Genomic DNA, 15,604 nt, shown 5'->3' with positions numbered 1-15,604 from the left:
ACGGTCGTCGGTCAGCGCAGGGTGCTGACCACCGTCCGCAGCTCGGCGCGCGAGACCACACCCAGCTTGGGGAAGATCCGGTGGAGATGCGAGCTGACGGTCCGGTGCGACAGGTAGAGCCGCTGCCCTATCTCACGGTTGGTCAGCCCCTCCGCGGCCAGCTGCACGATCTGCAGCTCGTGGGCGGTCAGCCGGTCACGGGCGTCCGGGGCCCGGCGGCGGCTGGTCTCGCCCGCGGCCCGCAGCTCCCGGCGGGCCTTCTCCCCCCAGGGGATGGCGCCGAGCGCGTCGTACATGTCGCGGGCCGCCCGCAGGTGGTCGCGGGACTCGACGCTGCGCCGCCGGCGCCGCAGCCACTCGCCGTAGACCAGGTGGGTGCGGGCCCTGGTCAGCGGCCAGGCGCTGAGCTCGGCGCCCAGCGCGGCCGCGAAGAGCGGTTCGGCGTCCTCGTCGGCGGCCAGCACGGCCCGGACCAGCCGCAGGTCGGCGTGGAGCACCGGCGCCGGGGTGACCGCGGCGACCTCCTCCAGCTCCGCCACGACCGGGAGCACGTCGGCCAGCCGCCCGCAGTGCGCCGCCGCGTCGACCAGGTCGCCCACGGTGGTCAGCCGCAGGGCGACCTGGAAGGCGGGGTCCGCCGGATCGTGCAGCCGGCGGAAGTGACCGAAGGCCTCCTCGAACCGGCCCGCGCCGAGCGCGGCCAGCCCGCGTGCCGTCGACGCGGTGGCCAGCACCGGACGCGCCCCGACCGGAAGCCCGATCTCCTCCGCCTCCCCGGCCAGCCGCAGGGCGGAGTCCTGCTCACCGCGCAGCGCGGCCAGCTTGGCCGCGGTGGCGGTCATCAGCCCGTACATCATCGTCTGGCTGGTCTCGCGGGCCAGCCGCCGGGACTCCTCGGTCGCGGCGATCGCCGCCCCGAGGTCGCCGACCACCAGGGCGCTCCACGCGTCCGCGCCGACCGTCCGGGCCAGCAGCCCCAGGCGGCCCTGGGCACGCAGCGGCGCGCCGCCGGCCGCCGAGAACGCCCGGGTCAGGTCGAAGCCGCCGGCGAGGAGCGTGGCGGTGCTGAGCATGCGGTAGGCACGGCCGTCGTCGCCCTCCTTCGGTACGACCGGTACGACGTGCCGGGCCCGGTCCAGGACATAGGCGCCGCGGTCGACCGGCGCGGCGTAGGCGCAGATGGCCAGCCGCCACGGATCGAGCTCGTCCAGCCCCATCCGCTCCACGGCCAGCAGGATCCGGCGGCGGCCGTCCGGCCCCGGATCGGACCAGAAGCACAGCTGCGCCGCGCTCCACAGGATCCGCAGCGCCAGCGCGGGGTCCTCCGCGGCCATCTCCTCGGCGAGCGCGGTCAGGGAGATGGCACCGGACGAGTGGCTGCGCAGTCCCTCGTCGAAGCTGCCCCGCAGCCAGACGACCGTGGCGTGCTGCCGCCGGGACAGCGGCCCGGTGAGCGCCTGGTCCAGCAGCCGGGTCACGGTCTCGGGGCGGCCGAGCTCGGCGGCGAAGTCGGCCGCGCGCAGCAGCCGTTCCGCCCGGTGGCCGGCGTCCTCGCTGAGCGCGGCGGCCTGTTCCAGGGCGCTGACGGCGGCCGCGATGCCGCCGCGCCGGGCGGCCCGGTGCGCGGCGTCCTCCAGCGCGGCGGCCACCGTCTCCTCGGGGCCGTCGGCCGCGGCGGCCCGGTGGCGTGTCTGCCGGTCCGGGTCCGCGTCGAGCACGGCGGCCAGGGCGGCGTGCGCGGCGTGGCGGACGGCGGCGGGCATGGTCTGGTGGATCGCCGACCGCATCAGCGGATGCCCGAACCGCAGGTCGGTGCCGACGACCTGGACGAGCCGGGCGCGCACGGCCGGGTCGAGGTCCGCGGCGCCGGCCGCCGCACCGGTGAACTCCCGGGTCGCGCGGTAGATCTCGGGCAGCGAAGGGCTGTCGTCGAGGGCCGCGATCCGCAGCAGACCGCGGGTGCTGTCGGGCAGGGTGTCCAGGCGGTCGGTGAAGGCCCGTTCGAGGCGTTCGGTGAGGGGCAGCCGGGAGATGTGCGGGTCGGCCGAGGCCCCGAGGGTGCGCGACAGCTCGGTCAGGGCCAGGGGGTTCCCGGCCGCCTCGGCCAGCAGCCGGCGGTGCGCGCCGGGACGCAGGCCCGGGGCGCGGTCGGCCAGGAGTTCGGCGGCCTGGCCGTCGTCGAGCGGGTCCAGGACCACGGAGGTGAGTTCGTCGGGGTTCAGCCGCGACCGGTGGCCGTCGCGGGCGGCTCCGACCATGACCACGGGTTCCGTGCCGATCCTGCGGGCCACGAAGGCGAGGACGCCGGCGGTGGCGTCGTCGAGCCACTGGACGTCGTCGGCCAGGACCAGCACCGGTGCGGCCGCGGCGGCGTCGGCCAGCAGGTTGAGAACGGCCAGGCCGACCAGGAAGACGTCGGGGACACCGGCCTCGGTGTGTCCGAGGGCGGTGTCCAGGGCCTGCCGGTGCGGCGCGGCGAGCTCGGCGGCCGCCGCGTCCAGCGGGCGCAGGACGAGTTGCAGACCGGCGTAGGGGATGTCGCTCTCGGCCTCGACACCGCTGGTGCTCAGCACCCGGTAGCCGAGCCCCTCGGCGAGCGCGGCGGTCTCGGTGAGCAACGCGGTCTTCCCGATGCCGGGCGCCCCGCGCAGCAGCACCGCGCTCCCCTGGCTCCGCGGTCCGGTCAGCAGCCGACGCAACAGGTCCAGCTGCTCGTCCCGGCCGATGAGCCCCACGTCGTCCCCCATCAGCAGGGTCCCCGGGCTGGGGCCACCTGAAAGATCAGGGTACTGCGCCGCGGCCGGCGAGCTGAGAGGTAAAAGAGGACGCGACAAACCACCGCCTCGGCTCGACGGCCGGTAACAGGTGCTGTTCCTGGACAGCGGCTTGGTGACTTGGCGGCTGGGTGGTCTGCGCGTGCCCGGCGGGGTGGTGAACCCTGCCGGGCCGTACCGCTCAGAGGGCGTCGAGCATGCCGCCGTCGATCCCGAAGTCCGCGCCGGTGATGTTCCCCGAGCGCCGGCTCGCCAGGTAGAGCACGAGGCCGGCGACCTCGGCCGGGGTGCTGAACCGGCCGGTGACCGCCTGCCCGGCGGCGGTGCGGGCCACCTCGCCCGGATCGACGCCCAGCGACCGCCCGACGGTGTCGGCGACGCCGCCCGCGCCCTGCCACAGCGCGGTCTCCACCGGCCCGGGACTCACCGTGTTGACGCGGACGCCCTCCGGCCCGACCTGCTTGGACAACGCCTTGCAGAAGTTCGTCAACGCCGCTTTGGCCGCGCTGTAGTCGATGACCAGGGGATCGGGCAGCCGGGCGTTGACCGAGGAGACGGTGACGATCCGTCCGTCGCCGCTCGCGATCAGGTGGGGCAGCGCGGCCCGGGTGGCCCGTACGGCGGTCAGGAAGTTGACCGTGAACGCCCAGTCCCAGTCGGCGTCGGAGACGGCCTGGAAGCCGTCCACCCGCGGCCGTACCGCGCCGACGTTGTTCACCAGCACGTCGACGCCCCCGTACGCGGCGACCGCCTCCGCCACCAGTGCGGCCGGTGCCTCGGGCTCGGTCAGGTCCACTTCCACGACGGTGAGTTCGGCGCCGTCCTTGACCAGGGAGTCCAGGGCATCGGTACGACTGCGCGAACCGGCGACGACGCGGGCACCGGCGCCCAGCAGGGCCTCGACGACCGCCAGTCCGATGCCGCGCCCGGCCCCGGTGACCACGGCGCGCTGCCCGGCCAGACCGAGGTCGAAGCGGGCGGATTCGGAACCGCCGGTCGTCATCGCGCCGCCTCCAGGTTCTGCCGGCCCAGCCAGGCCAGGACGGTCTCGGCGACCTCGCGCCAGCCGCTGTCGATGGTCAGGGAGTGCCCGCGGTCGGGGAACCCGATGATGTCGGTGACGGCGTCGGAGTGCCGGTACTGCTTGAGGGTGGCGCGGGTGACGGCCTCGGGAACGGTGTGGTCCTTGCCGCCCGAGATCAGCAGCAGCGGGCCCCGCCCGGAGTTGTCGGTGGCGACCTTCGCCGGGGAGTGCGGGTTGAAGTTGGCCGAGGCGGCCTCGTAGAGCGGCTTGCCGGGGGCCGGGATGGTCCAGCGCTCGTACAGCTCCGCGGACTCCTCCTCGGGGATCGCGTTGCCGAAGGCGAACCGGAACTGCTCGGCGGTCAGGGACACCGAACGGTGCTTGTTGGCCGGGTTCTTGAAGACCGGGAAGGTCGCCTTCAGCGCGGACAGCGGCAGCGGCAGTACGCCCTTGATCTGCGCGGCGTCGATGGCGACGGCCGCGGCGGCGCGGTCCTGGCCGAGCAGCTTCTGCGCGATCATGCCGCCGAAGGAGTGGCCGATCAGGACGGGCGGCGCGGGCAGTTCGGCGATCAGCGCCGCGTAGTGCTCGACGACGTCGTCGATGCCGTGGTCGGCGATGCTCTCCGGGTTCGCGCGGGCCTCCTCGACGGTGTCGGGGTCGCCCGGCCAGCCCGGGGCGGACGGTTCGTAGCCCTCCTGGCGGAACAGGTCGGTCCACGGCTGCCAGGAGGCGCTGTGCAGCCACAGCCCGTGGATGAAGTAGACGGGGATCGGGGCGGCGGTCATGGCTCGGCCCTCCTGCGTGACGAGGTGTCGTTCCTGCGACGCCCCACCCAACCCGGTTCCCGGCGTGCTCGAACCGTGGTGACACCCCAGTCCTTCACGGCCGTACGCCGAACGGCCCCGTGTCCCGGGAGCCTCGGCACCCGGGCGGACCGCCGACCGGAGGCGACGGGCGACTGCCGGTCGGCGCGTCGTACTCGTGGCCGGCTGGACCGTCCGGCGGTCTAGATCAGGTGCACCTGCTGGGCCTGCGGACCCTTCTGACCCTGGCCGATCTCGAACTCGACGCGCTGTCCCTCCTCCAGGGACCGGTAGCCGTTGCCCGTGATCTCCGAGTAGTGCACGAACACGTCAGGTCCGCCGCCGTCCTGCTCGATGAATCCGAAACCCTTCTCCGCGTTGAACCACTTCACGCTGCCTTGAGCCATCTCTGTTCCCTCGCCTCACGGCCACGACCCGATCGTCGCGAACCGCCGACGATTGTCCCCCGACTCGGTGAGCGAGAACCCTTCGCCGACCCGTTGGAACACGAACGAGTGACCCGGGGGCGGGTTCAGCGGGGCGTCGCCGGCCCCGGCCATACGGCGGATGCGTCGTCCCGGGTCGGGTCGGGCAGACGGAGGGGGCGGACGGGGACGGTGCGGTGGTGTCCGTCCGTCGTCGCCGTCCAGGGGGCCGGGCGGCCCGAGTAGCTCAGGGTCGTCAGGACGAAGACGCCGTCGGCGTAGACCTCGACGTACTCGCCGACGGTGAGCACGCGCAGCGTGCTCGCGGGCTCGGCCAGGACGGTCTCGCCCAGGAGGGCGCCGGCCGGGCCGCCGGCCCAGAGGTTCTTGCCGTCGCAGCCGACGACGAGGGCGGGGCCGCCGTCGTCGTCCGTGCGGAGGGTGATCTCGACCCGGCCGGAGACCTCGATGTCGCCCACCGCGTGCAGCGTCGGCTCCGTCGTCTCCGGCCGGAGCCAGCCGTCCAGGCCCGGCCACCACTCCAGGCGGGGTGCCGAACCCTCCGGTACGGCAAGGGACTTGGGCTGGGCCAGCATGCCGCGGCAGCGCTCGCCCGAGTCCGTCAGGCCGACCCGGCGGGGGGTGGTGTGCAGGACGACGCGGGAGCCGTCGGGGGCGGCGATGACGCGCGGGGCGTAGGAGCCGGTCGGGCCCAGCGGGCCGCGGCGGGTCCAGGGGCCGCGCAGCCGCGGTGCCGTCCATGACTCGAAGCCGCGCGTCGAGCCGATCGAGCCGATCAGCAACCAGCTGCCGTCGTCGAGGCGTTCGAGGACCGGGCACTCCAACTCGTCGACATCACCGGGGGAGACGAGCGGCGGGTGGACCGTCCAGTGCTCCAGGTCGTCCGAGGTGGCCCAGGCGACACAGCCGCTGACCTCGACGGGCAGCGCGGCGTCGGCGGCGCAGACGACCATCACCCAGCCGTCCGACTCGTCGTCGCGGACGACGAACGGGTCGCGCCAGCCCATGCGTTCGCCGGTGCGGTACCAGCGGGCGTCCGCCTCGACCACGGGACCGGTGCCGTGGCGGCGCCAGCCGGTGCCGTCGGTGCGGTCGGAGTGGGCGAGGCCGACGGACTGGAGCGGCCAGCCGCCGTCCGTGAGTCCGCTCACGCCCGTGTAGAACATCGCCATTCCGGAGCCGTACGCGACGGGGTGCATGGTCCACACCGCCTGCTGGTCGAAGCGGTCGGGCAGGCCGTTGCCGAAGACGGTGCCCGCGGGCCGCCAGCCGACCAGGTCGGTGGAGGTGGCCCGGCCGTAGGAGGTCTCCATCCTCAGGTGGTCGAACTCACTCGTCCACGGGCCCTGCAGATGCAGCACCGCGTAGGTGCCGTCGTCGTCGCGGAGCAGGGCGAAGTCGTTCACGCAGAGGCCGGGCGGGGCGTATCGCATGCGCATTTCCTGTCGGCTCGCAGTGCTCAAACGCATGCGCTGAGCAGTGGCACAAAAGATCTCGCTTGGGAATTGGCCCAAGTAAAACTGAACGCAAACGCTTGCGCAACAGCGAGCTCCGGCTTACGGTCACGTCACCCCCAGATCACACCGATGTGAAACAGACGGGAGAAAAGCGCTGTGACCGTCAGCATCACCGATGTCGCCCGCGCCGCCGGAGTCTCGGCTTCCACCGTGTCCCGTGCCCTGCGCGGCCGGCCGGGCGTCTCCGACGAGGTGCGGGCGCAGATCACGGCCGTCGCCACCCAGCTCGGCTACACGGCGTCCCGGTCGGCGTCCAGCCTGGCCAGCGGACGCACCTTCACCATCGGGGTCGTCGTCCCGTACGTCGGCCGCTGGTTCTTCGGCACCGTCCTGGACGCCGCCGAGCACGTGTTCAGCGCCGCCGGGTACGACGTCCTGCTCTACAACCTCGGCTCGCCGGAGACGCGCAAGCGTTTCTTCACCAGGCTGCCGCTGCGCAAGCGGGTGGACGCCGTGCTGTCGCTGCTCATCCCCGACGAGGAGGAGTCGGCGGCGCTGCGCTCCCTCGGCGTGCCGCTGGCCAGCACGGTCGGCGGCGCCCGGCCCGGCTTCAGCGTGGTCGGCATCGACGACCGGGCCGGCGCCGAGCACGCCGTACGGCATCTGGTGAACCTCGGCCACCGCCGGATCGGCATGATCAGCGGGTCGAGCGGGGAGCAGCACTGGACCACGCCGGTCGCCCGCCGCCAGGCCTACCTGGACGTGCTGTCCGACGCCGGGATCGCGCACGACCCGGCCCTGGAGGCGGACGGCGACTACACCGTCGAGGGCGGTGAGCGGGCCATGACCGAACTGCTGGCCGCCACCCGGCCGCCGACCGCCGTGTTCGCGCAGTCCGACGAGATGGCGATGGGCGCGCTGCGCGCGCTCAGGCGGCATCGGCTGCGGGTGCCGGACGACGTGTCCGTGGTCGGCTTCGACGACCACGAGCTGTCCGACGTCCTCGGGCTGACCACCGTCGCCCAGCCGGTGGCCGGCCAGGGCGCCGAGGCCGCCCGGCTGCTGCTGCGGCAGCTCGACGAGCCGGACGGCGAGCGGGCCGGGCATGTGCAGATGCCCATCCGGCTCGTCCTGCGCGAGACCACCGCACCGCCGAGCCCGCGCGGCCCCCAGTAGGCACGCGCGGCCCCCGGTAGGCACCCGGGACCCCAGTAGGCCCTCGGGGACCGTCAGGCCCCCCGAGCTCCCCCACGCCGGAAGCACCAGCGCACGCACCACGAACCCTCGCACCCGCACGGAGGCACCACACCATGAGCCCGACCAGCCCGAACCGCAGAAGGTACCGCCGCACGGCCGGTACCACCCTGGCCCTCGCCCTGCCCCTCGCCGGCCTCGCCGCCTGCGGTGGCGGCAGCGGCCAGGACACCGCCGCCTCGGCCGGCAGCGGCAAGGGCACCATCAGCGTCTGGGCGCACCAGGGGCAGAAGAGCGAGGACACCGCCCTGCAGAACGCGGTGACGTCCTTCAACTCCTCGCAGAGCAGGATCAAGGTCGAGCTGAAGCTGATCCCCGGTGACGACTACACCAAGACCATCACCGCCACCGACGCCTCCAAGCTGCCGGACGTGATGGAGTTCGACGGCCCGACGATGGCGAACTTCGTCTACAACAAGAAGCTCGCGGCCATCGACGACTACGTCTCCGCGAAGACGATGTCCAACGCCACCGACGCCAGCAAGGCGCAGGGCGAGATCGACGGCAAGCACTACGGACTCGGCATGTACGACTCCGGGCTCGGTGTCTACGCCAACAAGAAGCTGCTGGACGCGGCCGGGGTGAAGTACCCGAAGAAGGCGACCGACTCCTGGACCGTCGCCGAGTTCGACAAGGCGCTGAAGGCGCTCAAGGCCAAGGACTCCGACGGCAAGGTCCTCGACATCCAGGAGAACAACGGCCTCTCCAACGAGTGGGGCACCTACGGCTTCTCGCCGATCGTCTGGTCGGCCGGCGGCTCCCTGCTGAAGAACGGCAAGGCCGAGGGCGCCCTCGACAGCGCGTCCGTGGTCTCGGCGCTGAAGACCTTCCAGTCCTGGAAGAGCGATGTCGACCCCAACACCGACGGCAACGCCTTCGCCAAGGGCCGGGTCGCGCTGAGCTGGGTCGGCCACTGGATGTACCCGACCTACAGCAAGGCCCTCGGCAGCGACCTGGTGGTGCTGCCGCTGCCCGACTTCGGCAACGGCACCAAGACCGGCCAGGGCTCCTGGGCCTGGGGCATCGGCGCCGACTCCAAGAACGGCAAGGCCGCCGGCGCCTTCCTCGACTACCTGCTGAACGACACCAACGTCACCGCGATGACGACGGCCAACGGCGCCCCGCCCGCGACGAAGTCCGCGCTCGCCGAGAGCTCCCTGTACAAGAAGGGCGGCCCGCTGGAGCGCTTCGCCGACCAGCTCGACAAGCCGTGCGGCGACAGCGACATCACCACGTCCTGCGTCGCGGTGACCCGCCCGGTCACCGCCGGATACCCCACGGTCACGGCCAAGTTCAGCGAGGCCCTGAACTCGATCTACGGCGGCGCCGACGTCAAGAGCGCCCTGCAGAAGGCCGCCCGCTCCATCGACCAGGACTTCTCCGACAACGACGGCTACCAGATCCAGTAGGACCCCTCGGCCGGGCGGGTGCGCGTACGACGCCACGGGCGGCGCACCCGCCCCGGCCGGCGACAGGACCGGAACAGGACCCCCACCGTGAAGACCGTGGAACCCGCGCACGCAGCGCCCTCCCGCAGCCAGGAAGGACCACCCGTGACCTCCGTGAAGCCGGCGCGCGCCGGGCGGCCCAGGACCAGGAACCGGGACTGGCTGCACGGACTGCTCATGTCCACGCCCGCCGTCGCCGGCCTCGTGGCCTTCGTCGGCATCCCGTTCGGCTACGCCGTCGTCCTCTCCTTCTACAACGTGCGCCTGGGCTCACCGCTCGCGCCCAGGTTCTTCGGCCTGGAGCAGTACCGGCGGCTGTTCACCGACCCGGACCTGTCCGGCCCGTTCCTGCGGGCGCTGCTCAACAACCTGACGTTCGCGGTGGTCGTCGTACCGCTCCAGACGGGCCTCGCGCTGGGCCTGGCGATCCTGCTCAACCGCAAGCTCAGGGCGATCGGCGTGTTCCGGTCCCTGTTCTTCATGCCGGTCGTCTTCCCGATGACCCTGGTCGCCGTCATCTGGCGGCTGATCCTCGCCCGCAGCGACCAGGGGCTGCTCAACTCCGCCCTGCACGCGGTGACGTTCGGCAACTGGGGCGCCTTCGACTGGCTCGGCGACGCGGCCACCGCGATGGCCTCGGTCATCGTGCTCTCGGTGTGGCAGGGCGTCGGCTTCCAGATGGTCATCCTGCTGGCCGGCCTCCAGCAGATCCCCGGCGAGCTCTACGAGGCCGCCGAACTCGACCGCGCCACCCGGTGGCAGCAGTTCCGGCACGTCACCCTGCCCGGCATCCGCGGCACCCTGGTCTTCGTCGCCATGCTGACCTCGGTGCTCTCCTTCCGGGTCTTCGACCAGGTCTACGTCCTCATCCACGGCGGCGGCCTCGACGAGGACGCCACCCGCACGGTCATGTACGAGGCCGTCACCACCGCCTTCGACCAGAACAACATCGGCCAGGCGTCCGCGATCACCGTGGTCTTCTTCCTGATCGTCGTCGCCCTGACCATCGTCCAGCGCCGCGTCGTCCGGCCCGACAACGAGGACTGATCCCCGATGGCGTCCACCCCCATGGCCACGACCCGCGCACCGCGCCGCCGCCTGCGCCGCTTCACGGACTACGCCGTCCTCACCGTCCTGGCGTTCGTCTTCGTCCTCCCCGTCCTCTACCTCCTCCTCGGCAGCCTCAAGCCCTCCGACCAGGTACTGAACGGCCTCTCGGGCTTCCTCCCCACCCACCTCACCCTCGCCAACTACGCCCACGTCCTCGACGCCCTGAACTCCGACAGCACCGGCTACTTCTGGCGCTTCATGGGCGTCTCGCTGCTCGTCGCGTTCGTGGTCGTGACCGGCGGCCTGTTCGTCAACTCGATGGCCGCGTACGGCATGTCCCGGCTGAAGTGGCGTGGCCGCGAAGCCGTGTTCACGCTCGTCCTGCTGCTGATGCTGGTGCCGTTCGAGTCGGTTGCGGTCCCGCTCTTCTACCTCTTCAACGACCAGCGCAACACGATCTACATCCAGGCCGTCCCGTTCATCGCCAACGCCTTCTCGATATACCAGTTCCACACGTTCTTCCGCTCGATCCCGCCGAGCATCGAGGAGGCCGCCCGGCTGGACGGCGCGGGCCCCTGGCGCACCTTCTTCGCGATCGTCGTCCCGATGTCGAAGCCCGCGTTCGCCTCGGTCGCGATCCTCACCTTCCTCACCCAGTGGGGCTCCTTCCTCTGGCCGGTCCTGATGGTCTCCGACCCCTCGGTCCGTCCCCTGCCGCTGGAGATGAGCGTCTTCCAGGGCCAGCAGCCCGTGGACTGGGGCGAGATCCTCGCCTTCGGCGTCCTCCTGGTGCTGCCCGTCCTGGTCGTCTTCGCCTTCTTCCAGCGCTGGTTCGTCCAGGGCGTCGCCAGCTCGGCCGTCAAGGGCTGAGCCACTCCAGGGCGAACCAGAGTTCCATGCGGACCCCGGGGTCCTGGAGGTCGACGCCGAGCAGGTCGGCCACCCGGGCCAGGCGGTGCCGGACGGTGTTGCGGTGGATGGCCAGGGCCGTCGCGGTACGGTCCCAGCTGCCGTGCAGGGCGAGCCAGGTGCGCAGGGTGTCGAGCAGGACCTCGGCGCCCGGCTGGCCGGCCGGGACCGGCGGCACCTCGGCGTGCACGGGGGTCACACCGAGGCCGAGCGTGGCGACCCCGGCGGCGACCACCCGCCGTACGGACGTGTCGATGCCGTCCGCGTCGTCGGGGAGTTGTACGCCGGAGGTGAGTCGGAGCTCGCCGTCGACGAGGCAGGGGAGGTGTCCTCCAGCTCCGTGGTGCCGACCGTGCCGACTGGGCGTGCCGCATCCAAGAGCGACTTTCTGGTCGCTGGCAGACGCCTCGGCCCCCTCATGTGCACCGGCACCATGGCCGCCGTCGGCCTCGGACTGCTCGCACTGAGCGTCTTCTTCTCCGCCCGGATCGCCCGGCTGCGCGTCTACACGGTCGCCGAGATGCTCTCGCTCCGCTACGGCGACGCGGCCAGCGTGATCTCCGGTCTCGTCATGGGGGTCTACACCCTGATGCTGGCGGTGACCTCGACGATCGCGTACGCCAGCGTCTTCGACGTTCTCTTCGACGTGCCGCGCTGGGTCGCGGTGGGCGTCGGCGGCACGATCGTCGTGGGCTACTCGGCGCTCGGCGGCATGTGGTCCATCACGCTCACCGACATGGTGCAGTTCGTTGTGAAGAGCCTCGGCGTGCTCGTCATGCTGCTGTCGATCGCGGTGGTCAGGGCGGGCGGCTTCGGCGCCGTGGCCGACCGGCTCCCGCACGGCTACCGGGAATCATTCGCAGTGTTCCGGCCTTCGGATCGGGGGTGAAGCGAATCTTGTGGTTGCGACGCGGAGCGTCGCGGTGGCGTTCCGGCGGAGCCGGACCCGGCTCGTTACGGTGATTTGTCGTTCACATGTTCCCGGTGACGACGCGGGTTCGGTTTGCCTAGTGTGATCGTCACGCAGCTCCGGTACGCCTTCAGGGTGCGACACGAGGTCGCACCGCTCAAGTGGACAACACCGCTTCAACGGGGTTGTCCCAGACCAGTGTTCTGAGGTCTGGTCCCACGCTCACATGCGTCGCTGGCAACGGCGGGGTGTGAAGCTGAGCGCTCAAGGCCCAAGAACGTCAAGGCATCTGACGTCACAGGCCGAGGGACAGTTCGGAAGGGTGAACGAAAGTGAACCCCTGTCAAAACCTCGTCAGCGTTACCCGCCCGATGTCGAGCAAGAGCGGCGGTCATGGCCCGGACGCCGGGAAGCGTCAAGCGGAGCCGAGGGTCTTGACCCAAGGCTCGTGAACACCGCTGGCCACGGGGCAAAAGGGGCACCCTCCCCGGACGCACCTTGACGGTGCGGAACGTGGAAACCCGGTTGAGGTCCAGAGCGATCTGGTAGGCCGACCGCAAGGAGAGCGGAATTCTTCAGCCGGACAGGATGGTTCAAGAAGCGAATGCCGGTCCCCGAAAGGGAAAGGGAAATCGGGCGAACATGCCCGTATAACCTGCCGGATACGGGGATTTCCCCGGCCCGAAAGGGAGCAGACGTGAACCAGGTAAGCCTTTGAAATGAACTGAGAAGAAGCCCGAACCGAGGGGCAAGTTAGACGCCGGAAGGACGGTGGACATGTCTGCTCTGCCGCTCGCCCCGGCGAACGGACCCGAGGACGCCTCCACGCTGTGGCACCAGATCGACTGGAGTCAATGCGAGGGGGAAGTACGGCGACTGAGACAGCGGATCTTCAAGGCCGCGCAGGAAGAAGACTGGCCCAAGGTCAGAAATCTTCAAAAGCTCATGCTGCGGAGCTACTCCAACACGCTGGTGAGCGTGAGACGAGTGTCCCAGCTGAGTACTGGCCGCAAGACGGCCGGCGTCGACAGGAAGAAGGCGGTAACGCCCGAGGCCCGCTGGAATCTCGCATCAGAGGTCCATCGGGTCGAAGAGCCCTGGCGAGCCATGCCGGTCAGACGGGTGTACATCCCGAAAAGCAACGGGAAGCAACGCCCACTCGGTATTCCGACGATTCTAGACCGGGCCATGCAGGCACGCGTCAAAAATGCGCTGGAACCCGAGTGGGAGGCCCGTTTCGAACCCCGGTCGTATGGTTTCCGGCCGGGCAGAGGATGCCACGACGCAATCGAGGCCATTTTCGGGGCGACGGCACGCAAGAACGCCAAACGCCTCTGGGTTCTCGACGCCGACCTGTCAGCGGCATTCGACCGCATCGACCATCCTCGCCTGATGGACGCTGTCGGGGGATTCCCCGGCCGGAGTCTCATCCGGGCGTGGCTGAGCGCCGGTGTCGTCGAAGAGGGCCGCTTCACACCAACCGAGGAGGGAACTCCGCAGGGCGGTGTGATCAGTCCGCTGCTGATGAATGTGGCACTGCACGGGATGGAAGAGGCAGCAGGGTGCCGGTACTGGGGAGCCGAGGCGAAGACATACGAGCCGAAGGCCGCCCCCAGGACTCCGATCCTGATCCGTTACGCGGATGACTTCGTGGTCATGTGCCACAGCAAGTCCGAAGCGGAAGGCATCAAGGAACGGTTGGCAGAATGGCTGGAGCCGAGAGGACTGCGGTTCAACGAAGGGAAGACCCGGATCGTCCACATGGAGGATGGGTTCGACTTCCTCGGCTTCAACATCCGCCGCTATGACGGAAAGCTACTCATCAAGCCAAGCGCTGACGCTGTCAAGAGACTCCGGGAAACCCTACGCACCGAAGTGAAGGGCCTGTACGGCTCCAACGCGGCGGGAATGCTCAGGGCGCTGACGCCGATCATCCGCGGATGGTCGGCGTACTACCGGAATGCGGTTTCCTCTCAAACATTCTCAAGTCTCGACCACTATGTGTGGGGGCTGCTCTGGGAATGGGCGAAACGGAGCCATCCGAGAAAGTCGAGGGTCTGGGTAGCCAACAGATACTTCGGCAGGTTCAACGAGTCCAGAAACGACAAGTGGGTGTTCGGGGACCGGAACAGCGGCGCCTACCTCCCCAAGTTCGGCTGGACCAGGATTGTCCGCCACGTGCAGGTGAAGGGTGCGGCATCCCCCGACGACCCCGCCCTGGCCGAGTACTGGCAAGGACGCCGCCGCAAAAAGGCGCCACCGCCGATGGACAAAGTGAGTCTGTCCTTGGCGTACAAGCAGAAGGGGCTCTGCCCACTCTGCAATCAGGCGCTCATCGCCGGGGCCGAGTACGAACCGGACAGCCCACGCGAGTGGATCAACTGGTTCGCGGCCTCGAAGAAGATGCTGCACAAGCATCACTTCGTTTACCGGCGAGACGGCGGCTCCGACGATCGAACCAATCTCCGTCTCGTGCACTCCGCATGCCACCGACAGCTACACGCTCAAGATGGCGTGCAGGCCAAGTGAAACTGCGCTGGCCCATGGGGCGAGCTTGAGCCGTGTGCATTGAAAGGTGCACGCACGGTTCTGAGGGGGCCGGGATGCAGTAATGCATCCCGGCTACCCGACTTGTACCCCGATGCCGCTCAGCAGGCCGCGCTGGCCAGGGCGTTCGGGTGCGCCCGTGTCGTGTTCAACGACGCGGTCCGAGCCCGTGAAGACGCGCGAAAGGCCGGGCGACCGTTCCCGGCGGCCGGGGAACTGTCCCGGAAGCTGATCACCGAAGCGAAGCAGACGAAGACGCGGTCCTGGCTGGGCGAGGTCTCCGCTGTGGTGCTCCAGCAGTCCCTACGGGATGCGGAAACCGCGTACCGCAACTTCTTCGCCTCCCTCAGCGGCGTCAGGAAGGGTCCGAAACTGGGTGCGCCGCGCTTCAAGTCCCGCAAGGACGCGGCGCAGTCGGTCAGGTTCACCGCCAACGCGCGCTGGAACATCACCGACGGTGGCCGTCTGAGCCTGCCGAAGATCGGCGCGGTGAAGGTGAAGTGGTCCTGCACCCTGCCCACCACCCCCACCTCCGTCACCGTCATCAAGGATGCGGCCGACAGGTTCTTCGCCTCCTTCGTCATCGACACCGACCCCGCCGCTGACCAGGCGCGAATGCCGGAGACTGACCGCACCATAGGCATCGATCTCGGCCTCACCCACTTCGCGGTCCTCTCCGACGGTACGAAGATCGACTCCCCGCGCTTTCTGCGGCGCGCGGAGAAGAAACTGAAGAAAGCTCACAAGGAGCTGTCCCGCAAGCAGAAGGGATCGAAGAACCGGGCCAAGGCACGGGTGAGAGTCGCCCGCGCCCACGCTAAAGTCGCCGACGCACGCCGTGAGTTCCACCACCAGCTCTCCACCAGGCTGATCTCCGAGAACCAAGGGATCGCCGTGGAGGACCTGTCGGTGGCGGGACTGGCTCGCACCAGGCTGGCCAAGTCCGTCCATGACGCGGGCTGGTCGTCATTCGTCAAGG

10 protein-coding genes and 3 pseudogenes are annotated in these 15,604 nt (G+C 70.2%); 7 read left to right on the top strand and 6 right to left on the bottom strand.

The window, feature by feature from the left end; translation table 11 throughout:
- Positions 1-11: 11 nt before the first annotated feature.
- The 5 genes from IEZ11_RS15995 to IEZ11_RS15975 form a co-directional block, all read right to left on the bottom strand.
- Complete coding sequence (locus IEZ11_RS15995; protein WP_229713044.1) at positions 12-2,747, bottom strand: AAA family ATPase; 2,736 nt, start codon at positions 2,745-2,747, stop codon at positions 12-14.
- 208 nt (positions 2,748-2,955) lie between these two features.
- Positions 2,956-3,777 (bottom strand): SDR family NAD(P)-dependent oxidoreductase, encoded by an 822-nt coding sequence (locus IEZ11_RS15990; RefSeq protein ID WP_189263386.1) that lies wholly within the window; start codon positions 3,775-3,777, stop codon positions 2,956-2,958.
- Positions 3,774-4,586, bottom strand: coding sequence for an alpha/beta hydrolase (locus IEZ11_RS15985; RefSeq protein ID WP_189263385.1), 813 nt, complete (start codon positions 4,584-4,586; stop codon positions 3,774-3,776). Before IEZ11_RS15985 ends, IEZ11_RS15990 begins: the two co-directional genes overlap by 4 nt.
- Before the next feature lie 221 nt (positions 4,587-4,807).
- The gene (locus tag IEZ11_RS15980) at positions 4,808-5,011 is read right to left on the bottom strand and encodes a cold-shock protein (RefSeq protein WP_189263384.1); all 204 of its coding nucleotides are present in this window, start codon (positions 5,009-5,011) and stop codon (positions 4,808-4,810) included.
- 125 nt (positions 5,012-5,136) lie between these two features.
- Positions 5,137-6,483 carry a glycoside hydrolase family protein gene (locus IEZ11_RS15975; protein ID WP_189263383.1) on the bottom strand — a complete coding sequence of 449 codons (1,347 nt, stop codon included), beginning with the start codon at positions 6,481-6,483 and terminating at the stop codon, positions 5,137-5,139.
- Positions 6,484-6,663: 180 nt separating this feature from the next.
- On the opposite strand from IEZ11_RS15975, the gene IEZ11_RS15970 reads away from it, so the two are divergent.
- From IEZ11_RS15970 to IEZ11_RS15955, 4 genes are all read left to right on the top strand, one after another.
- Positions 6,664-7,683 carry a LacI family DNA-binding transcriptional regulator gene (locus IEZ11_RS15970; RefSeq protein ID WP_189263382.1) on the top strand — a complete coding sequence of 340 codons (1,020 nt, stop codon included), beginning with the start codon at positions 6,664-6,666 and terminating at the stop codon, positions 7,681-7,683.
- Positions 7,684-7,817: 134 nt separating this feature from the next.
- Positions 7,818-9,170 carry a sugar ABC transporter substrate-binding protein gene (locus tag IEZ11_RS15965; protein WP_189263381.1) on the top strand — a complete coding sequence of 451 codons (1,353 nt, stop codon included), beginning with the start codon at positions 7,818-7,820 and terminating at the stop codon, positions 9,168-9,170.
- An 87-nt stretch (positions 9,171-9,257) separates the two neighbouring features.
- Positions 9,258-10,256, top strand: a complete 999-nt coding sequence (locus tag IEZ11_RS15960) for a carbohydrate ABC transporter permease (protein ID WP_189263380.1) — start codon at positions 9,258-9,260, stop codon at positions 10,254-10,256.
- A 6-nt stretch (positions 10,257-10,262) separates the two neighbouring features.
- Entirely contained in the window at positions 10,263-11,129 is an 867-nt protein-coding gene (locus IEZ11_RS15955) for a carbohydrate ABC transporter permease (protein ID WP_229713042.1), read from the top strand.
- Here IEZ11_RS15955 and IEZ11_RS50810 read toward each other — a convergent pair.
- Positions 11,119-11,316 (bottom strand): annotated as a pseudogene (locus tag IEZ11_RS50810) (helix-turn-helix domain-containing protein); the annotation flags it as partial. The gene IEZ11_RS15955 and the pseudogene IEZ11_RS50810 sit on opposite strands and share 11 nt — an antisense overlap.
- A gap of 216 nt (positions 11,317-11,532) precedes the next feature.
- On the opposite strand from IEZ11_RS50810, the pseudogene IEZ11_RS15945 reads away from it, so the two are divergent.
- The 3 genes and pseudogenes from IEZ11_RS15945 to IEZ11_RS15935 form a co-directional block, all read left to right on the top strand.
- Positions 11,533-12,033: pseudogene (locus IEZ11_RS15945) on the top strand (sodium:solute symporter family transporter); the annotation flags it as partial.
- Between the two features lie 822 nt (positions 12,034-12,855).
- A complete protein-coding gene (gene ltrA / locus IEZ11_RS15940) occupies positions 12,856-14,607 on the top strand; it encodes a group II intron reverse transcriptase/maturase (RefSeq protein ID WP_189263379.1) in 1,752 nt (583 codons plus the stop codon).
- Between the two features lie 102 nt (positions 14,608-14,709).
- Positions 14,710-15,600, top strand: a pseudogene (locus tag IEZ11_RS15935) (RNA-guided endonuclease InsQ/TnpB family protein); the annotation flags it as partial.
- Positions 15,601-15,604 lie beyond the last annotated feature (4 nt).

Origin of the sequence: Streptomyces fuscichromogenes (assembly GCF_014645815.1) — a bacterium.
GTDB lineage: Bacteria > Actinomycetota > Actinomycetes > Streptomycetales > Streptomycetaceae > Streptomyces > Streptomyces fuscichromogenes.
Note: the sequence above shows the minus strand (reverse complement) of the source record. Positions and strands in the feature narration are given on the sequence as shown.